Source organism: uncultured Tateyamaria sp. (genome assembly GCF_947503465.1).
Lineage (GTDB): Bacteria > Pseudomonadota > Alphaproteobacteria > Rhodobacterales > Rhodobacteraceae > Tateyamaria.
The window spans coordinates 890,820-905,386 of sequence record NZ_CANNDN010000001.1; the positions used below are offsets into that span (position 1 = coordinate 890,820).

18 protein-coding genes are annotated in these 14,567 nt (G+C 63.8%); 1 reads left to right on the forward strand and 17 read right to left on the reverse strand.

Translation table 11 applies throughout. The features are described from left to right. Positions 1 to 7 precede the first annotated feature (7 nt). From Q0844_RS04555 to Q0844_RS04585, 7 genes are all read right to left on the reverse strand, one after another. Positions 8 to 394: a nuclear transport factor 2 family protein gene (locus Q0844_RS04555; RefSeq protein WP_299042567.1), complete on the reverse strand. Its 387-nt coding sequence runs from the start codon at positions 392 to 394 to the stop codon at positions 8 to 10. After that, entirely contained in the window at positions 394 to 561 is a 168-nt protein-coding gene (locus Q0844_RS04560) for a hypothetical protein (RefSeq protein WP_299045308.1), read from the reverse strand. Before Q0844_RS04560 ends, Q0844_RS04555 begins: the two co-directional genes overlap by 1 nt. Before the next feature lie 5 nt (positions 562 to 566). Then, complete coding sequence (locus tag Q0844_RS04565; RefSeq protein ID WP_299042569.1) at positions 567 to 1,175, reverse strand: NADH-quinone oxidoreductase subunit C; 609 nt, start codon at positions 1,173 to 1,175, stop codon at positions 567 to 569. 9 nt (positions 1,176 to 1,184) lie between these two features. Beyond that, positions 1,185 to 1,718, reverse strand: coding sequence for an NADH-quinone oxidoreductase subunit B (locus tag Q0844_RS04570; protein ID WP_189369990.1), 534 nt, complete (start codon positions 1,716 to 1,718; stop codon positions 1,185 to 1,187). Continuing rightward, entirely contained in the window at positions 1,715 to 2,080 is a 366-nt protein-coding gene (locus Q0844_RS04575) for an NADH-quinone oxidoreductase subunit A (protein WP_076630212.1), read from the reverse strand. Before Q0844_RS04575 ends, Q0844_RS04570 begins: the two co-directional genes overlap by 4 nt. Positions 2,081 to 2,240: 160 nt before the next feature. Next, positions 2,241 to 3,020 (reverse strand): GAF domain-containing protein, encoded by a 780-nt coding sequence (locus Q0844_RS04580; protein ID WP_299042575.1) that lies wholly within the window; start codon positions 3,018 to 3,020, stop codon positions 2,241 to 2,243. 163 nt (positions 3,021 to 3,183) lie between these two features. Next, the gene (locus Q0844_RS04585; RefSeq protein ID WP_299042578.1) at positions 3,184 to 3,465 is read right to left on the reverse strand and encodes a DUF1330 domain-containing protein; all 282 of its coding nucleotides are present in this window, start codon (positions 3,463 to 3,465) and stop codon (positions 3,184 to 3,186) included. Between the two features lie 119 nt (positions 3,466 to 3,584). Here Q0844_RS04585 and Q0844_RS04590 point away from each other — a divergent pair, with 119 nt between their 5' ends. Further along, positions 3,585 to 4,463, forward strand: a complete 879-nt coding sequence (locus Q0844_RS04590; protein ID WP_299042581.1) for a LysR family transcriptional regulator — start codon at positions 3,585 to 3,587, stop codon at positions 4,461 to 4,463. On the opposite strand, the gene Q0844_RS04595 is transcribed toward Q0844_RS04590, so the two are convergent. The 10 genes from Q0844_RS04595 to Q0844_RS04640 all read right to left on the reverse strand — a co-directional run bounded on the left by Q0844_RS04595 (position 4,460) and on the right by Q0844_RS04640 (position 14,546). Further along, positions 4,460 to 5,245, reverse strand: a complete 786-nt coding sequence (locus tag Q0844_RS04595) for a crotonase/enoyl-CoA hydratase family protein (protein ID WP_299042584.1) — start codon at positions 5,243 to 5,245, stop codon at positions 4,460 to 4,462. The genes Q0844_RS04590 and Q0844_RS04595 overlap by 4 nt on opposite strands. A gap of 1 nt (position 5,246) precedes the next feature. After that, positions 5,247 to 6,110, reverse strand: coding sequence for a hydroxymethylglutaryl-CoA lyase (locus Q0844_RS04600; protein ID WP_299042586.1), 864 nt, complete (start codon positions 6,108 to 6,110; stop codon positions 5,247 to 5,249). Continuing rightward, positions 6,111 to 6,776, reverse strand: a complete 666-nt coding sequence (locus tag Q0844_RS04605; protein WP_299042589.1) for a glutathione S-transferase family protein — start codon at positions 6,774 to 6,776, stop codon at positions 6,111 to 6,113. Then, positions 6,773 to 7,414 carry a glutathione S-transferase family protein gene (locus Q0844_RS04610; protein ID WP_299042592.1) on the reverse strand — a complete coding sequence of 214 codons (642 nt, stop codon included), beginning with the start codon at positions 7,412 to 7,414 and terminating at the stop codon, positions 6,773 to 6,775. The genes Q0844_RS04605 and Q0844_RS04610 overlap by 4 nt, the downstream gene beginning before the upstream one ends. Then, positions 7,414 to 9,354, reverse strand: coding sequence for an acetyl/propionyl/methylcrotonyl-CoA carboxylase subunit alpha (locus Q0844_RS04615; RefSeq protein ID WP_299042595.1), 1,941 nt, complete (start codon positions 9,352 to 9,354; stop codon positions 7,414 to 7,416). Before Q0844_RS04615 ends, Q0844_RS04610 begins: the two co-directional genes overlap by 1 nt. A 93-nt stretch (positions 9,355 to 9,447) precedes the next feature. Further along, a complete protein-coding gene (locus tag Q0844_RS04620; RefSeq protein ID WP_299042597.1) occupies positions 9,448 to 11,052 on the reverse strand; it encodes a carboxyl transferase domain-containing protein in 1,605 nt (534 codons plus the stop codon). Beyond that, positions 11,049 to 11,636 (reverse strand): hypothetical protein, encoded by a 588-nt coding sequence (locus Q0844_RS04625; protein ID WP_299042599.1) that lies wholly within the window; start codon positions 11,634 to 11,636, stop codon positions 11,049 to 11,051. The genes Q0844_RS04620 and Q0844_RS04625 overlap by 4 nt, the downstream gene beginning before the upstream one ends. Continuing rightward, positions 11,633 to 13,111 carry an AMP-binding protein gene (locus Q0844_RS04630; protein WP_299042602.1) on the reverse strand — a complete coding sequence of 493 codons (1,479 nt, stop codon included), beginning with the start codon at positions 13,109 to 13,111 and terminating at the stop codon, positions 11,633 to 11,635. The genes Q0844_RS04625 and Q0844_RS04630 overlap by 4 nt, the downstream gene beginning before the upstream one ends. Then, positions 13,108 to 13,383 (reverse strand): hypothetical protein, encoded by a 276-nt coding sequence (locus Q0844_RS04635; RefSeq protein ID WP_299042605.1) that lies wholly within the window; start codon positions 13,381 to 13,383, stop codon positions 13,108 to 13,110. Before Q0844_RS04635 ends, Q0844_RS04630 begins: the two co-directional genes overlap by 4 nt. Further along, the gene (locus Q0844_RS04640) at positions 13,383 to 14,546 is read right to left on the reverse strand and encodes an isovaleryl-CoA dehydrogenase (RefSeq protein ID WP_299042606.1); all 1,164 of its coding nucleotides are present in this window, start codon (positions 14,544 to 14,546) and stop codon (positions 13,383 to 13,385) included. The genes Q0844_RS04635 and Q0844_RS04640 overlap by 1 nt, the downstream gene beginning before the upstream one ends. Positions 14,547 to 14,567 lie beyond the last annotated feature (21 nt).

A 14,567-nucleotide genomic window follows, 5' to 3' on the forward strand; every position in this document is an offset into this window, starting at 1 on the left:
ATTGTCCTTACTCCTTGTCCAGATGCGCCGCCGTGCGGAACACCTTTGTCAGTAATTTCCAAGCGCCACCCACGTGGACAAAGCCCAAGTGGTCCTCGTAACGCAGGGGCGGCACATCGACAGTCAGATGAACCCGCGCGATGTCTCCACCCGCCTCATCGATGCTGAGCATGTTGTATTTCGCGGGGGCCGGAAACGGGTCACGCCCGCGCACGCGGTCGAGATAGGCCGCTTTATCCCAGAACGTCGCCGCATCGTTTTCGATGTGCGTCATCTGGAATTTCTCGTGGCACAGTACTTCGAACACGTCCGCCTTGGCGAAGTACACCGCGTCGCAATAGGCCAGCGCGGCGGCTTCCAGTTCAGCATGGATATCGGCAGCACCATCGGCCATCACCGCTTCTCCAGCTCTTGCAGCTTCATTGCCATGATCCACAGCAGCACGATGGTCCCCACGGGCAGGATGCAGAACAGCGCCCAGTATTGGTTGATCCCGAAATGGGGCAGCAGCTTGAACATCGGGATGATGCTTGCCGCTGCGATGAGGAGCCACCAGAGCATGTCCACTACTTCGCCTCCGCTTCCTTTTCATCCCCCGGAAGGATGTATTCGGCCCCTTCCCAAGGCGACATGAAGTCGAACTGGCGGTATTCCTGCACAAGGCTGACGGGTTCGTAGACGACGCGCTTTTCCGCCTCGTCATAGCGGACCTCGGTGTAGCCCGTTGTGGGGAAGTCCTTGCGCAGCGGGTAGCCGCGAAAGCCGTAATCCGTGAGGATGCGCCGCAGGTCCGGGTGGCCCGAGAAGAGGATGCCGAACATGTCGAACACCTCGCGTTCGAACCAGTTGGCGGAGGGGTGGATATCGACCAGTGACGGTACGATCTGGTCCTCGCGGATCGACACGCGCAGGCGGATGCGGTGGTTCTGGTACATCGACAGGAAGTGGTAGACGACGTCGAACCGCTTGGCCCGGCCCGGGTAATCCACGGCCGTGATGTCCACCAGCGTCGAGAATTTGCAGGTGCTGTCGGCGGTGATGAATTCGACAAAGCCGGTCAGGCTGGCGGGCGCCACGTCGATGTTCAACTCACCATGGGTGACGTCCCAGGCCAGCACGCAATCGGGGCGCTTGGCTTCAAGATAGGTGCCAAGTTCGGTCATTGCTTCGGACATGGGTTCCCCTTAGCGGACGATTGTGCCGGTGCGGCGGATTTTGCGTTGGAGCTGCAGGATGCCGTAGAGCAGCGCTTCGGCCGTGGGCGGGCAGCCGGGGACGTAGACATCCACGGGCACGATGCGGTCGCAGCCGCGCACCACGGAATAGCTGTAGTGGTAGTAGCCGCCGCCATTGGCGCAGGAGCCCATGGAGATCACGTAGCGTGGCTCGGGCATCTGGTCGTAGACCTTGCGCAGGGCGGGCGCCATCTTGTTGGTCAGTGTCCCCGCGACAATCATCAGGTCCGACTGGCGGGGGGAGGCGCGCGGGGCGGTGCCGAAGCGTTCGAGGTCGTAGCGCGGCATGGAGGTGTGCATCATCTCGACCGCGCAGCAGGCGAGGCCGAATGTCATCCAGTGCAGTGAGCCGGTGCGCGCCCAGTTGATGATGTCGTCGGTCGAGGTGAGCAGAAAGCCCTTGTCCTGCAACTCGGCATTGAGCGCCTGGGTGGCGTGGTCCTTGTCGCCGCCTGCATAGGCGGGACCGGCGGTGTCCGTCATTGCCATTCGAGCGCCCCCTTCTTCCATTCGTAGGCGAAGCCGATGGTCAGGACACCCAAGAACACCATCATGGACCAGAAGCCGACCATGCTGATGTCCTGGAACGCGACGGCCCAGGGAAAGAGGAATGCGATTTCGAGGTCGAAAATGATGAACAGGATCGACACGAGGTAGAACCGCACATCGAACTTCATGCGCGCATCGTCAAAGGCGTTGAACCCGCATTCATAGGCCGACACCTTTTCGGGGTCCGGGTTGCGCACGGCCAGAACGACAGCTGCAAGGATCAGGACAAGACCGAGGCCAATGGCGACGGCCAGAAATACGAGAATGGGGAGATACTCCCGCAACATCTCTTCCACGTTGGGCTCCTTTTCTTGGCGCGAGACGTGACGCACCAGGTCAAGTGGCAAAGTTGACTGGGCACGGGTTTACGCCCGCCGCATGTCAGGGTCAATAAAGCCCGGGGCGGAAGTCGCGGAAAAGGACGGGTGATTTCGCCGCAGCGTGGACAATTTGATGTCAGGCGGGATCAGTGCGGCTCCATTCCGCCAGGGTCAGCCCGGCCTTGGGCGCATAAAGCTGCACATGCAATGCGTGGCTGGGCCGTCCAGGCATGTCGACCGACACATCGCCCGAGCGGGCACCGCCGCTGGCCAGCCGCTGTGCCGCATGCGGCAAGACCAGCAGTTCCTGATAGGTCAATTCCAGGTCCGCCCGCGTCGCATCATTGGCAAACACCAGTTCACCGGCATCGTTGTGGATGGTGATGGCCGTGCCGCTGGCTTCGGCCAGGGTGGTCAGAATGGCATCGTTCTCGGCCAGCGCATCACTCAACGCCTTTTGCTCGTATCGCAGTACCAGGCGTTCAATCTTGCTTTCGACCAGATCGGCAATGGCTTCGAGATAGGCAAGCTCGGCATTGCTCCAGATCCGGGGGGACGCGGACAGAGCGCACATCGCCCCCATCGGCGTGCCATCGTCCGACCGCAGCGGCACGCCCATATAGGCCCCGATGTTCATCGTGCGGACCGTGGGCGCATCGCGGAACCGCCTGTCCGCGTGCACATCAGGGACGCGCAACGCCGCCCCTGCCTGCATCGTATGCACACAGATCGTATCGCGGGCCAGAACCGACCGCTCTGAAAACGGTTCGTCCGCACTGGAATGGCCCAGCGCCAAGAGCGCGTCATCCTGCAACACGCTCACCAGGCTGAGAGCGCAGTTCAGTTTCGCCGCGACCGATTGCGCCAAGGCGTCAAATTCGGCCATGTTGCTCACGTCGAGCGTCAGTTCCGCCATTGTGATCTTCCGTAACGCCGTACCCTGCGCGCTGCCGAAACAGGCGCGCCTTTTTGAAAATATCGCAAAGTTGACGCTACGTAAAACAAAATGGTCCAAAACAACGCGAAACGTGGCAGATCATTTCAGTTTCTGATCAGGTGCGCGGAGTCCCGCGCATGATTTACATCAGGATGATATCGGATACCCCTGCCCCACGGCGCAGGGCGTGCACGCTTTGCAAATCGGGGTCGGCCATCCACGCCTCGGCGGCGGCGCGGTCGGGAAAGCGCACGACAGCCAATGCATCGGGCAGAATGGGCGCCCCTTCCAGGATCGACAGGTCGGGCGAGGCTTGCACAACCTCGCCACCATGCCGCGCCAAGGCGTTGGCGGCGAGTTCGCGGTACTGGGCCAGGCTGTCCGGATTGGTGATGCGCAACATGACAACGGCGTGAGTGGTCATCTTCTTGGTCCTTTCGGGTTGGTCAGGCGCACGCTATCGCTGCCTAACCTGTGAAAGAAACGAGTGTGTTTGCGCCCCGCCTGTGCAAAAACGATCAGGTGCACACACAGGAGCAAGTGATGGATTGGGGTGATTTGCGCTTTGTTCTGGAAACAGCGCGTCAGGGCGGCCTGAGCGGTGCAGCCCGCGCCCTGGGCGTGAACCATGCAACCGTCGCCCGGCGCATTGCAGCCGCCGAGGCGGCCCTGGGCACGCCGCTGTTTGATCGCCGCCCGTCGGGCTATGTGCCCACGCAGGCCGGTCGGGATGCCGCCCGCACCGCCGAAGCGTTCGAGGCCGAACAGGCCGCCCTGTCCCGCGCAATTGCCGCGCGGGATGCGGCCTTGAGCGGCCCGCTGACCGTCACCGCCCCGCATTTGATGGTGCATTCGGTCCTCGCGCCCGTTTTCGGTGCCTTTGCGCGGGCGCATCCCGAGATCGCGTTGTCCGTGCTGGGCTCGATCGAGACGCTGAACCTGGCTGAACGCGAAGCGGACGTTGCGATCCGTATCTCGGACGCGCCGGATCCGGACCTGGTGGGCCGTCAGGTCGCCGTCCAGAAATCAGCGGTCTATGCCAGCAAGGACTATCTCGACCGGTTCGAACGTGATCCGGGTCGCGGCCTGCACTGGCTGCGGTTCCTGCATTGGCACCCGACGCCGAAGGAGGTGCTGGACGTGTACCCCAATGCCCGCACCGTCATGGCGCTGGACGATATGGTCGCGATGATCGGGGCCATGCGTGCCGGATTGGGTGCGTCGCGCGCGCCGTGCATTCTCGGCGATGCCGATCCGAGCCTTGCCCGCGTGCCGGGCCTGCCGCTGATGTCCTACCCCTCAATCTGGGTCCTGACCCATGCGGACCTGCGTGCCGTGCCGCGCATCGCGGCCTTTACCGACTTCGTATCGGCGGCGCTGCGCAGAAAGCGTGCGGCCTTTGCTGGCAACGCCGGGGCCTAGTCCGGCATCCAGGCCGCCTTGCGCTTGGCAAAGAAGGCGTCGATGCCTTCGGCGGCCTCGGCGCTTTCCCAGCGGGATTTCAGGGCCGCCACGGATGACGCAATGGTGGCCTCGTCAATGCGCGGTCCAAAGCTGCGCGCCAGTGCCTTGGCCGCGGCCACCGCACCGGGGGCGCAGTTGAGGTAGGGCGCGACCTCGGCCTCGATCGCCTGTGCCAGATCGTCCACCGGAACGATCCGCGTCAGAAGGCCCAGGTCCACCGCTTCGGCGGCGTCAAACAGGCGCGAGGACATGAAGACGCGCCGCGCCCGCCCCTCGCCCATGCGCGCCACGACATAAGGCCCGATGGTGGCCGGGATGATCCCCAGCCGTGTTTCGGTAAGGCCCATGCGGATGTGATCGGCCCCGATGGCCACGTCGCAGACCGACGCCATGCCCACGCCGCCGCCAAAGGCATTGCCATGCACCGCCCCGATCAGCGGTTTGGGCATCGTGTTGAGCGCATGCAGCATATGCGCCAGCTTGCCCGCCTCGCGCGCGCGGGTGTCCGCATCCGACTGCATATGGTCGCGCATCCAGCCCAGATCACCGCCCGCGCAGAATGTCTTGCCCGCCGCGGCCAGCACGACCACACGCACGCTGTCATCCGCGCCCAGCGCTTGGGCTGCATCGTGCAGGTCCGCGATCATCTGTGCGTTCATCGCGTTATGCTTGTCCGCGCGGTCAAGGCGCAGGGTTGCGACGCCGCGAGCATCGGTCGAGATCGAAAGCGTACCGGTCACGTCAGCCGTCCTTGTCTGCGCTGCGCATGGCGCGGGCCATGTCCGCGGCCTGGGCGATGATGTCGAGGTCGAGGCCGGTGTCATAGCCCAGGCGGGCCAGATGCGCGGCCACGGCCTCGGTTGCGACATTGCCAGCGGCCCCCGGCGCATAGGGGCACCCGCCAAGCCCCCCGACCGCCGCGTCAAAGACCCGAACGCCCAGCGCCAGTGCGGCATCGATATTGTCCAGCGCCCGCCCGTCCGTGTCGTGAAAATGCCCGGCCAGTCGGCCCACGGGCACAACGTCGCGCACCGCCAGCAGCATCCGGGCCACCGCGTCGGGTGTGCCCCGCCCGATCGTGTCGCCCAGGCTGACCTCGTAACAGCCCATGGCAAACAGCCGGTCTGCCACCCGTGCGACCGCATCCGGCGCGACCGCCCCGTCATAGGGACAGTCCACAACGCAGGACACGTAGCCACGCACCGGCAGGTCGATGGCACGGGCCGCATCGATGACCGGGGCAAACCTGTCCAGCGCCTCGTCGATGCCGGCGTTGATGTTGGCGCGCGAGAACCCTTCGCTGGCAGAGCCGAACACCGCAACTTCGTCCGCGCCGGCGGCGCGCGCATCGTCAAAGCCGCGCATGTTCGGGGTCAGCGCGGCATACCGCACGCCCCGCGCGCGGGTGATGCCCGCCAGCACCTCGGCACTGCCGGCCATTTGCGGCACCCATTTCGGGCTGACAAAGCTCGCGCATTCGATGCGTTGGAACCCTGCACGGCTGAGCACGTCGACCAGGGCCACCTTCTCGGCAACCGGGATCTCGCGCGCTTCGTTCTGCAGGCCGTCGCGTGGCCCCACTTCGTAGATTTCGACCCTGTCCATCTATTCCTCCCACGCCGCATAAAAATCCTGATCGTACAGTCGCGCCTCGGGCGCGGGCAAGCTGGCCTGAAAAGCGGGCCGTTCGGTGATCCGCGTGTACCATTGCGCCAGTTCCGGATGCTGGTCCAACCCGCGAAAGTGCCGCGCCATGTAAATCGCCTGCCCGACCGAGATGTCCGCCGCCGAAAACCCGGAGGTGAGCAGGTAATCCCGGTTTTCCACCGGTGTCGACAACCGCGCCTCGATCGCGTCATAGCATTTGCCCAGCCGTGCCGCTTCCAGCTTCATGATGGTCGGGCTGCGCATCGCATCATCGTAAAGCACGACATGCTGCTGCGTCAGGGCCGCCGCATGCTGGCTGACCGTTTCGGCAAAATGCACCCAGACCAGCCACGCCATCCGGTCCGGGCTGGCCACACTGCGGCCCATGCGGTCCGGACTGAACCGTTCGCACAGGTATTGGGTGATGGCGCCTGTCTCGAACATGCGCTCGCCCTCGATTTCCAGCGCGGGCACGCGGCCTGCCGGGCTCAGGCTCAGAAATTCGGGCGCGCGCAGGGACTTGTCGAACGGATGGACCTGTACGTGAAAGGGAACATCCAGCTCATGCAACAGCCAGAGCGTACGCATGGACCGGGTCTGGGGACAGTGATGCAGGGTGATCATGGGGCCTCTTTCGTGGTCAATGCGTCCCAATGCGGGCGCGTGGTGCGGAATATGCGTGTTTCGGACAGGGCCGCAAACCATGCAGACAGGTTTGGCCGCGCGGCAAGCATGTCTGCCGCTTCCGGCACCATCTGAAAGGTGTCGATCATCGGGGCAAGATGGCAATCCGCGCGGGTCAACGTGCCGGGGGTCAGGACCAGCCCTTCGGCTGCGATGGTTTCGAGCATGTCCAGAACCGGCGCCGCATCACGCAACCCCTGCACCACCAGACCGGCCTGTGCATCTGCACCAAAGGCCGGGCGAAACCAGCCGTGGGAAAAGACATGGCGCACGAGGGGCCAATACGCATAGGCATCCGCGATACCCCCGACCTGTACCGCACGGGCCTGCACCAACGGCGGGGCCTGCCAGCCCCGGTGCGCATCGCACCACGTCAGAAGGGCGGCGGTTTCGTATAGCGTCGTGTCGCCCAGGTGCAGGACTGGCACGCGGCGCATCGGGTGTGCCTGTACCAGTGTGTCCGCGTGATCGAACGGGTTCGCCTCGCGGTAGTCATAGCTCAGACCGGCCAAGTCCAGCGCCATGCGGGCGGTCCGCGTGTAAACGCTGTAGCGATATCCGGTCAGGCCAATGTCCATCACGTGGTCTTCACATCCTCCAGCCGCACCAGCGCGGCCCCGGCGACCACCTGATCGCCTTCGCCTGCAAGCACTTCGGCCACGACGCCGTCGCGTGCGGCCAGCAGGACATGCTCCATCTTCATGGCCTCAAGGATGGCAAGGCGGTCTCCTTCGGCGACCTGCGCACCGGCTGTGGCAAATACCGCCTTGACCAGGCCGGGCATCGGCGCCTCGACCAGGTTGCCATCGCCGGCGGCGCTGGCGGCCACATCCAGCGGATCGGCCACCTGAAATGGAATGCCATAGGCGTCAAACACGGTCGCAACACCATCCGCCACATGCACGTCCGGTGCGGGCGCGTCCCCGATAAACCACTGCCCCTGACGGCGGGTCGCCATCACCTGGTCATCGGCCACCCGCCAGCGCTGATGGTCGGGGCCCCGAACCTCGACCCAGCAAGGCACATCATCGCCGTCACGGCGCAAAGCCACGGCGCGGCGCAACGGGGCCCACAGGGAAAACCCCGCATCATCCCCTGCATCTGCCAGACCCGACACCGCCATCGCAGCCGCCACGGCATGGCGTGGCGCGACCTCGGGTGGTGCGGTCAACTTGTCGATGTCCCGTGCAATCAGGCCCGTATCCACGTCCCCGGCGGCAAATCCGGCATGGCGGGCCAAGGCCCCGAGGAAGGCAAGGTTCGTGACGGTCCCGCCGACGTGCGTGTCATCCAGCGCACGGGCCAGTCGCGACAAGGCAACGGCGCGCGTCGGGCCGTGCACAATGACCTTGGCAATCATCGGATCGTAATGGGGGCTGATCTGGTCCCCGGCCCGCACGCCGCTGTCGGCACGGGCGCTGTCGGAAAAGCGCAGGTGGGTCAGCGTACCGGTGGCGGGCAGGAAACCGGCGGGCACGTCCTCGGCATAAAGCCGCGCCTCGAACGCGTGCCCGGTGATGGTCAGATCCTCTTGCGCTGCGGGCAACGGTTCACCCGCCGCCACGCGCAGTTGCCACGCCACCAGATCGACGCCGGTGATGGCTTCGGTCACCGGGTGTTCGACCTGCAGGCGCGTGTTCATCTCCATGAAGAAGAAGCCATCGGGGCGCAGCGGGCCAGAGCCGTCCACGATAAACTCGACCGTGCCCGCGCCCTTGTAGCCAATGGCCTCTGCCGCACGAACGGCGGCGTCGCCCATGGCCGCGCGGATCTCTGCGGTCATGCCGGGTGCCGGGGCTTCCTCGATCACCTTTTGGTGGCGGCGTTGCAGCGAGCAGTCGCGTTCAAAGAGATGCACGGCGCGTGTGCCATCACCAAAAACCTGCACCTCGATATGCCGGGGCTGGGTCACGAATTTCTCGACCAGCACGTCCGCATTGCCAAAGGCGGTTTTCGCTTCGCTGCGGGCACTGGCCAATGCGTCTGCAAATGCGCCAGGTGTTTGGACCAGCCGCATGCCCTTGCCCCCGCCCCCCGCAACCGCCTTGATCAGGACCGGGTAGCCCATCTTGTCCGCTTCGGCCGCCAGCAGCGCATCGTCCTGATCCGCGCCGTGATACCCTGGGACAACGGGCACACCCGCCTCGACCATCAACGCCTTGGCCGCGTCCTTGAGGCCCATGGCCCGGATCGCATCTGCCGACGGGCCGACAAAGGTCAGGCCAGCGGCCGCCACCGCGTCCACGAAATCCGGATTCTCGGACAGAAAGCCATAGCCCGGGTGGATGGCCTTTGCGCCCGTGTCCAGGGCGGCCTGGATGATGACATCGCCGCGCAGATAGCTGTCCGCAGGGGCCGCGCCGCCGATATGGACGGCAATGTCCGCCATCTGCACATGTTTGGCGGCGGCATCCGCGTCCGAGTAGACGGCGACGCAACGCACGCCCATGGCCCGGGCGGTGTCCATGACCCGGCAGGCAATTTCGCCCCGGTTGGCGATCAGGAGTGTGTCAAACATCTTGGCCCCTACTTTCTTCTGGCCGGAAATACTTCGGGGAGCACGAGGGGCTGGCCCCTCGGTCCGGCGGGTGCGGCACGCACTGTCCCATGATCACATCCGGAACACGCCAAAGCGTGTCTCTTCAATCGGGGCGTTCAGGGCGGCGGACAGGCTGAGGTGCAACACATCCCGGGCCTTGCGGGGGTCGATTACGCCATCATCCCACAGGCGCGCACTGGCATAAAGCGGGTGGGATTGTTCCTCGAACATGTCGATGGTGGGCTGTTTGAAGGCAGCTTCCTCATCCGCCGACCATGTACCCCCGCCCCGTTCGATCCCGTCGCGCTTGACGGTTGCAAGGACACCCGCCGCCTGCGCGCCGCCCATGACGGAAATGCGGGAATTGGGCCAGGACCACAGGAACCGCGGGGAATAGGCACGCCCTGCCATGCCGTAATTGCCCGCCCCGAAGGAGCCGCCGACCAGCATCGTCACCTTGGGGACGGAGGTTGTGGCCACCGCCGTCACCATCTTGGCGCCGTGCCGCGCGATGCCTTCGTTTTCGTATTTCCGGCCGACCATGAAGCCGGTGATGTTTTGCAGGAAGACCAGCGGAATTTTCCGTTGGCTGCACAGTTCCACGAAATGCGCGCCTTTCTGCGCGGCCTCGGAAAACAGCACGCCGTTGTTGGCGATAATGCCGACGGGCACGCCCTTGATATGGGCAAAGCCGCAGACCAGTGTTTCGCCAAAGCGCGCCTTGAACGGATCGAAGCGCGAGCCGTCGACAATGCGGGCGATCACCTCGTTGATGTCGTAGGGCGTGCGCAGGTCGGCAGGCACGACGCCCAGGATCTCTTCGGGATCGTATGCGGGGTCTTCCGGATTTTGCAAAGTGACTGTCGTCGGTTTGCAAAGGTTCAGGTTTCCGACACTTCTGCGGGCCAGGGCCAGCGCGTGGGCGTCATCTTCGGCTAGATAGTCGGCCACACCGGACAGGCGCGTGTGCACGTCGCCGCCCCCCAGATCTTCGGCGCTCACCACCTCGCCCGTGGCCGCCTTGACCAGCGGCGGACCGGCCAGGAAGATCGTGCCTTGTTCCTTCACGATAATCGTCACGTCGGACATGGCAGGCACATAGGCCCCACCGGCCGTACACGAGCCCATAACGACGGCGATCTGCGGAATGCCCTTGGCGCTCATCTGCGCCTGGTTGAAGAAGATGCGGCCGAAATGGTCGCGGTCGGGGAACACTTCGTCCTGGTTGGGCAGGTTCGCACCGCCGCTGTCGACCAGGTAGATGCAGGGCAGATGGTTCTGCTCGGCGATCTCTTGTGCGCGCAGGTGCTTTTTGACCGTCATCGGGTAGTAGGTGCCGCCCTTTACGGTGGCGTCATTGCAGACGACCATCACCTCGTGCCCCATGATGCGGCCAATGCCCGCAATCACGCCGGCACAGGGCGCCGCGCCGTCATAAAGGCCATGGGCCGCCGTTGCGCCCACTTCCAGAAAGGGTGATCCGGGATCCAACAGGTTTGCAACCCGTTCGCGCGGCAGCATCTTGCCCCGGCTGACATGCCTGTCACGGGACCTTGCCCCACCGCCTGCCGCAGCCTGATCTGCTGCTCTTTGCACAACGGCCAGCGCCTCAAGATGCGCGGCACGGTTGGATTTGAAGGTTTCGGATGACGGGAGGGCTTGGGTGGTCAGTTTCATGTGCGAAGCATCTTCTTCACTTTGGGCACCAATGTCTTTCGTGCGCGTGCAGTTTTGAAAACGGTCGGAAGGACGCGATCAAACCAGTATTGATAACGTGGCAGGCGCGTTTGGGGCCTGGACAAAAGCGTCAGGTAGCCAATGACATGGTCGCGATCCTCGAACCACAATCGCTTGCCCAAGAAACTCAATTGATAGTGCGCATCATCCGGCCAGTTTATTTCGATCTTCTGTGGGGTATGGCACGTACTGCACACCGAAGTGCCGATGTTGATTGCACCGTCGAGGCACGGACCCCAAATGTCATAGTCTTCGCTTACCTGCCGGTGACCCAATCCCCGGTATTGAAATGTGTGTGGCCGATGTCGTGACACATCCACGCGACCGGTCCTGGCAAAGTTGAAAAGACCTTCGTTCTTGCCTGGCGTCCACCCTTGGGCAATGGCGCGTTTCAGCGGACGTCGCACGTCTGCCGCAAGAAACCGAGCTTCAGCGCCGCAATTCGGACAGGGTATCGCGGCTCCGTTCGGGACCGATAACCGATGTCCATTGTTCAGTACGGGGATGTTTGCAACTTGGGTCATGTCACTGCCTCGGCATCTAATTCTGCTGCGGCGCGCGCCTTCAATTCCTTGCGGATCACCTTGCCTGTGACGGTCATGGGCAGGGCATCCAGAAATGCAATCTCTCTTGGATATGAATAGCTTGCAAGACGATCTTTGACCCAGCGCTGCAAGGTGGCTGCATCCGTCGACGCGCCCGGCTTGCGCACCACATACGCTTTGACGATCTCGGTGCGCAGCGGGTCCGGTTTACCCACCACCCCCACCGTCGCCACATCCGGGTGGGTCAGCAGGCAATCCTCGATCTCGGCTGGTCCGATCCGGTAGCCCGCCGATGTGATCACATCGTCATCGCGTCCAACGAAACGGAGGTCCTGTCCGTCTTGCTGGCCTCGATCCCCGGTCAGCATCCAATCGCCCCGAAACTTTTCTGCCGTGGCATCGGGACGGCCCCAATATTCCAGCATCATGGACGGTGCGCCGCGCCTGACCGCTATATCGCCCTCGTCCTCTGTTACGTTGCCTGTATCGTCGATCACGGCGACATCGAACCCGGGCACGGCCCGTCCCATGCAGCCCGGTTTCGTGGGGTAACGGGTCGCACACGACGTCACCACCATATTGCACTCGGTCTGGCCGTAGAATTCATTGATCGTCACCCCCAGCGCATCACGGCTGCAGGCCAGCATTTCCGCGCCCAGCGGTTCACCCCCGCTTGCCACGGATCGCAAACCGTCTAGGCGGGCGCCTTCCGACTTCAACAACCGCAGCGCGGTTGGTGGAAAAAAAACATTTTTAACAGATCCTTCCGAGATGATCCTCATGCAGTCTTCGGGGGTGAACTTGGCCATCCGCGCCGCCACCACCGGCACACCCAGGGCAAGCCCCGGCATCAGCACATCAAAAAGCCCACCGATCCAGGCCCAGTCGGCCGGGGTCCACAGGCAATCCCCCGCTTGCCCCAAATCATCATGGCTGAGCGTGACACCCGGCAGGTGCCCATCCAGAACGGCGTGGCCATGCAGGGCCCCCTTGGGGGGGCCGGTTGTGCCCGAGGTGTAGATCAGCACGGCGGGCGTCTGCGCGGATGCGTCAAACACAGGCACCGGATCGCCGGTTTGCCCAACCTGATCCACCATCCAACACGCGGCCAGATCGCCCACAAGCGCCGCGCCCGCCGTGTCCGTCAGCACGACGGTCAGCCCGGCATCCCCGATGCGGGACGCCAGCGCATCCGACTTGAAGAGCTTGAACAAAGGCACTGAAATTGCGCCAATTTTCCAAAGCGCGAGATGCGCCGCCGCGCACCAGGGCGATTGCGACAGCAACACGCCGATGCGATCGCCGGGCTGCACCGTGCGCAGAAGAGCGCGCGCGAGCCCATCGGCCTGTTCGGCCAGCATGGCATAGGTGACATCTGTGCGCGTCTGGCCCGTCAGATCAATGATCGCCACCTGATCCGGCGGATGCGCGAGGCACTGCAGGGCCATGTTCATATGCCGCCCTCCTGCTGCATACGCGTGACACGTCCCCAGCGATCCACTGCATAGAGCATGGCGCCGCACCGGACATGGAATACCGCGTCCTCGCGGCCTGGCCAGCCTACGCATTGCGCCCGGTCGCCGCCGTGGTCAGCCACATGCGCATCGGCCACCGCCTCGATCACGCCACTGGCGTCCACTGTGACCTGCCTTTGGCCCAGCCAGTAGCCAACCAAAGCGGCCAGAACGACCAGGGTCGCCGTGGTGATCACAACCTGCCGCGGCATCACATCATGGCCGAGACCAGTTCGCGCCCGACCAGCATGCGCCGGATTTCGGACGTACCTGCCCCGATCTCCATCAGCTTGGCATCGCGGAAAATGCGGGCAACAGGTGCGTCATTCAGGAACCCGGCACCGCCCATGGCCTGTACGGCCTGATGCGCCTGTTTCATCGCCTCTTCCGACGCATAAAGACAGCAGGCCGCCGCATCCTGACGTGTCACTTCGCCCCGGTCACAGGCCCTGGCCACTTCGTAGACATAGGCGCGGGCAGAATTCATCGCGGCATACATATCGGCGATCTTGCCCTGCATCAGTTGAAAATTCCCGATGGGCTGGCCGAACTGCTTGCGTTCGGTGACGTAGGGCATGACCTCATCCAGACAGGCCGCCATGATGCCAAGGCCGATGCCCGCCAGCACCACCCGTTCGTAATCAAGGCCGGACATCAGCACCGCCACACCGCGCCCCTCTTCGCCCAGGATATTTTCAAACGGCACTTCGACATTGTCAAATACCAGCTCGGCCGTGTTCGATCCGCGCATGCCCAGCTTGTCGAAATGGGGGGATGTGGAAAAGCCCGTCATTTCCTTTTCGATCAGAAAGGCAGTCATCCCCTTGGCACCTGCCTCGGGGTCCGTCTTGGCATAGACCACAAGCGTGTCTGCGTCGGGCCCGTTTGTGATCCAGTATTTCGTGCCGTTCAGGATGAACCGGTCATTGCGCTTTTCCGCGTGCAGCTTCATCGACACGACGTCGGACCCGGCCCCGGCCTCGGACATGGCCAGCGCGCCGACATGGGCGCCGCTGATCAGACCCGGCAGGTACTTGGCCCGCTGATCCGGGGTGCCGTTCAGCTTGATCTGGTTCACGCACAGGTTCGAATGCGCACCATAGCTGAGCGAGACGGACGCGCTGGCGCGCGCGATCTCTTCGATGGCGACTGTGTGCGCAAGGTAGCCCATGCCAGCCCCGCCATCTTCTTCGTTCACGGTGATTCCAAGCAGACCAAGCGCGCCCATCTCGGGCCACAGCGCGGGTGGGAAGCTGTTGTCGCTGTCGATCTGGGCCGCCATCGGTTTGACGCGGTCCTGCGCCCAGCGATGCACCATGTCGCGCAGCGCGCCAATCTCGTCGCCCAGATCAAATTTCATGGATGCGTGGAACATAGGCCCTCCCCCGATATCCGC

Excerpts from the sequence above, each read along its gene's own strand:
- Q0844_RS04610 (WP_299042592.1), bottom strand. The coding sequence starts at position 7,414 with ATGGACATTGGCCTGACCGGATATCGCTACAGCGTTTACACGCGGACC.
- Q0844_RS04635 (WP_299042605.1), bottom strand. The coding sequence starts at position 13,383 with ATGCCGCGGCAGGTTGTGATCACCACGGCGACCCTGGTCGTTCTGGCC.
- Q0844_RS04585 (WP_299042578.1), bottom strand. The coding sequence starts at position 3,465 with ATGACCACTCACGCCGTTGTCATGTTGCGCATCACCAATCCGGACAGC.
- Q0844_RS04630 (WP_299042602.1), bottom strand. The coding sequence starts at position 13,111 with ATGAACATGGCCCTGCAGTGCCTCGCGCATCCGCCGGATCAGGTGGCG.
- Q0844_RS04580 (WP_299042575.1), bottom strand. The coding sequence starts at position 3,020 with ATGGCGGAACTGACGCTCGACGTGAGCAACATGGCCGAATTTGACGCC.
- Q0844_RS04615 (WP_299042595.1), bottom strand. The coding sequence starts at position 9,354 with ATGTTTGACACACTCCTGATCGCCAACCGGGGCGAAATTGCCTGCCGG.
- Q0844_RS04570 (WP_189369990.1), bottom strand. The coding sequence starts at position 1,718 with ATGACGGACACCGCCGGTCCCGCCTATGCAGGCGGCGACAAGGACCAC.
- Q0844_RS04590 (WP_299042581.1), top strand. The coding sequence starts at position 3,585 with ATGGATTGGGGTGATTTGCGCTTTGTTCTGGAAACAGCGCGTCAGGGC.
- Q0844_RS04565 (WP_299042569.1), bottom strand. The coding sequence starts at position 1,175 with ATGTCCGAAGCAATGACCGAACTTGGCACCTATCTTGAAGCCAAGCGC.
- Q0844_RS04555 (WP_299042567.1), bottom strand. The coding sequence starts at position 394 with ATGGCCGATGGTGCTGCCGATATCCATGCTGAACTGGAAGCCGCCGCG.
- Q0844_RS04625 (WP_299042599.1), bottom strand. The coding sequence starts at position 11,636 with ATGACCCAAGTTGCAAACATCCCCGTACTGAACAATGGACATCGGTTA.
- Q0844_RS04560 (WP_299045308.1), bottom strand. The coding sequence starts at position 561 with ATGCTCTGGTGGCTCCTCATCGCAGCGGCAAGCATCATCCCGATGTTC.
- Q0844_RS04620 (WP_299042597.1), bottom strand. The coding sequence starts at position 11,052 with ATGAAACTGACCACCCAAGCCCTCCCGTCATCCGAAACCTTCAAATCC.
- Q0844_RS04600 (WP_299042586.1), bottom strand. The coding sequence starts at position 6,110 with ATGGACAGGGTCGAAATCTACGAAGTGGGGCCACGCGACGGCCTGCAG.
- Q0844_RS04640 (WP_299042606.1), bottom strand. The coding sequence starts at position 14,546 with ATGTTCCACGCATCCATGAAATTTGATCTGGGCGACGAGATTGGCGCG.
- Q0844_RS04605 (WP_299042589.1), bottom strand. The coding sequence starts at position 6,776 with ATGATCACCCTGCATCACTGTCCCCAGACCCGGTCCATGCGTACGCTC.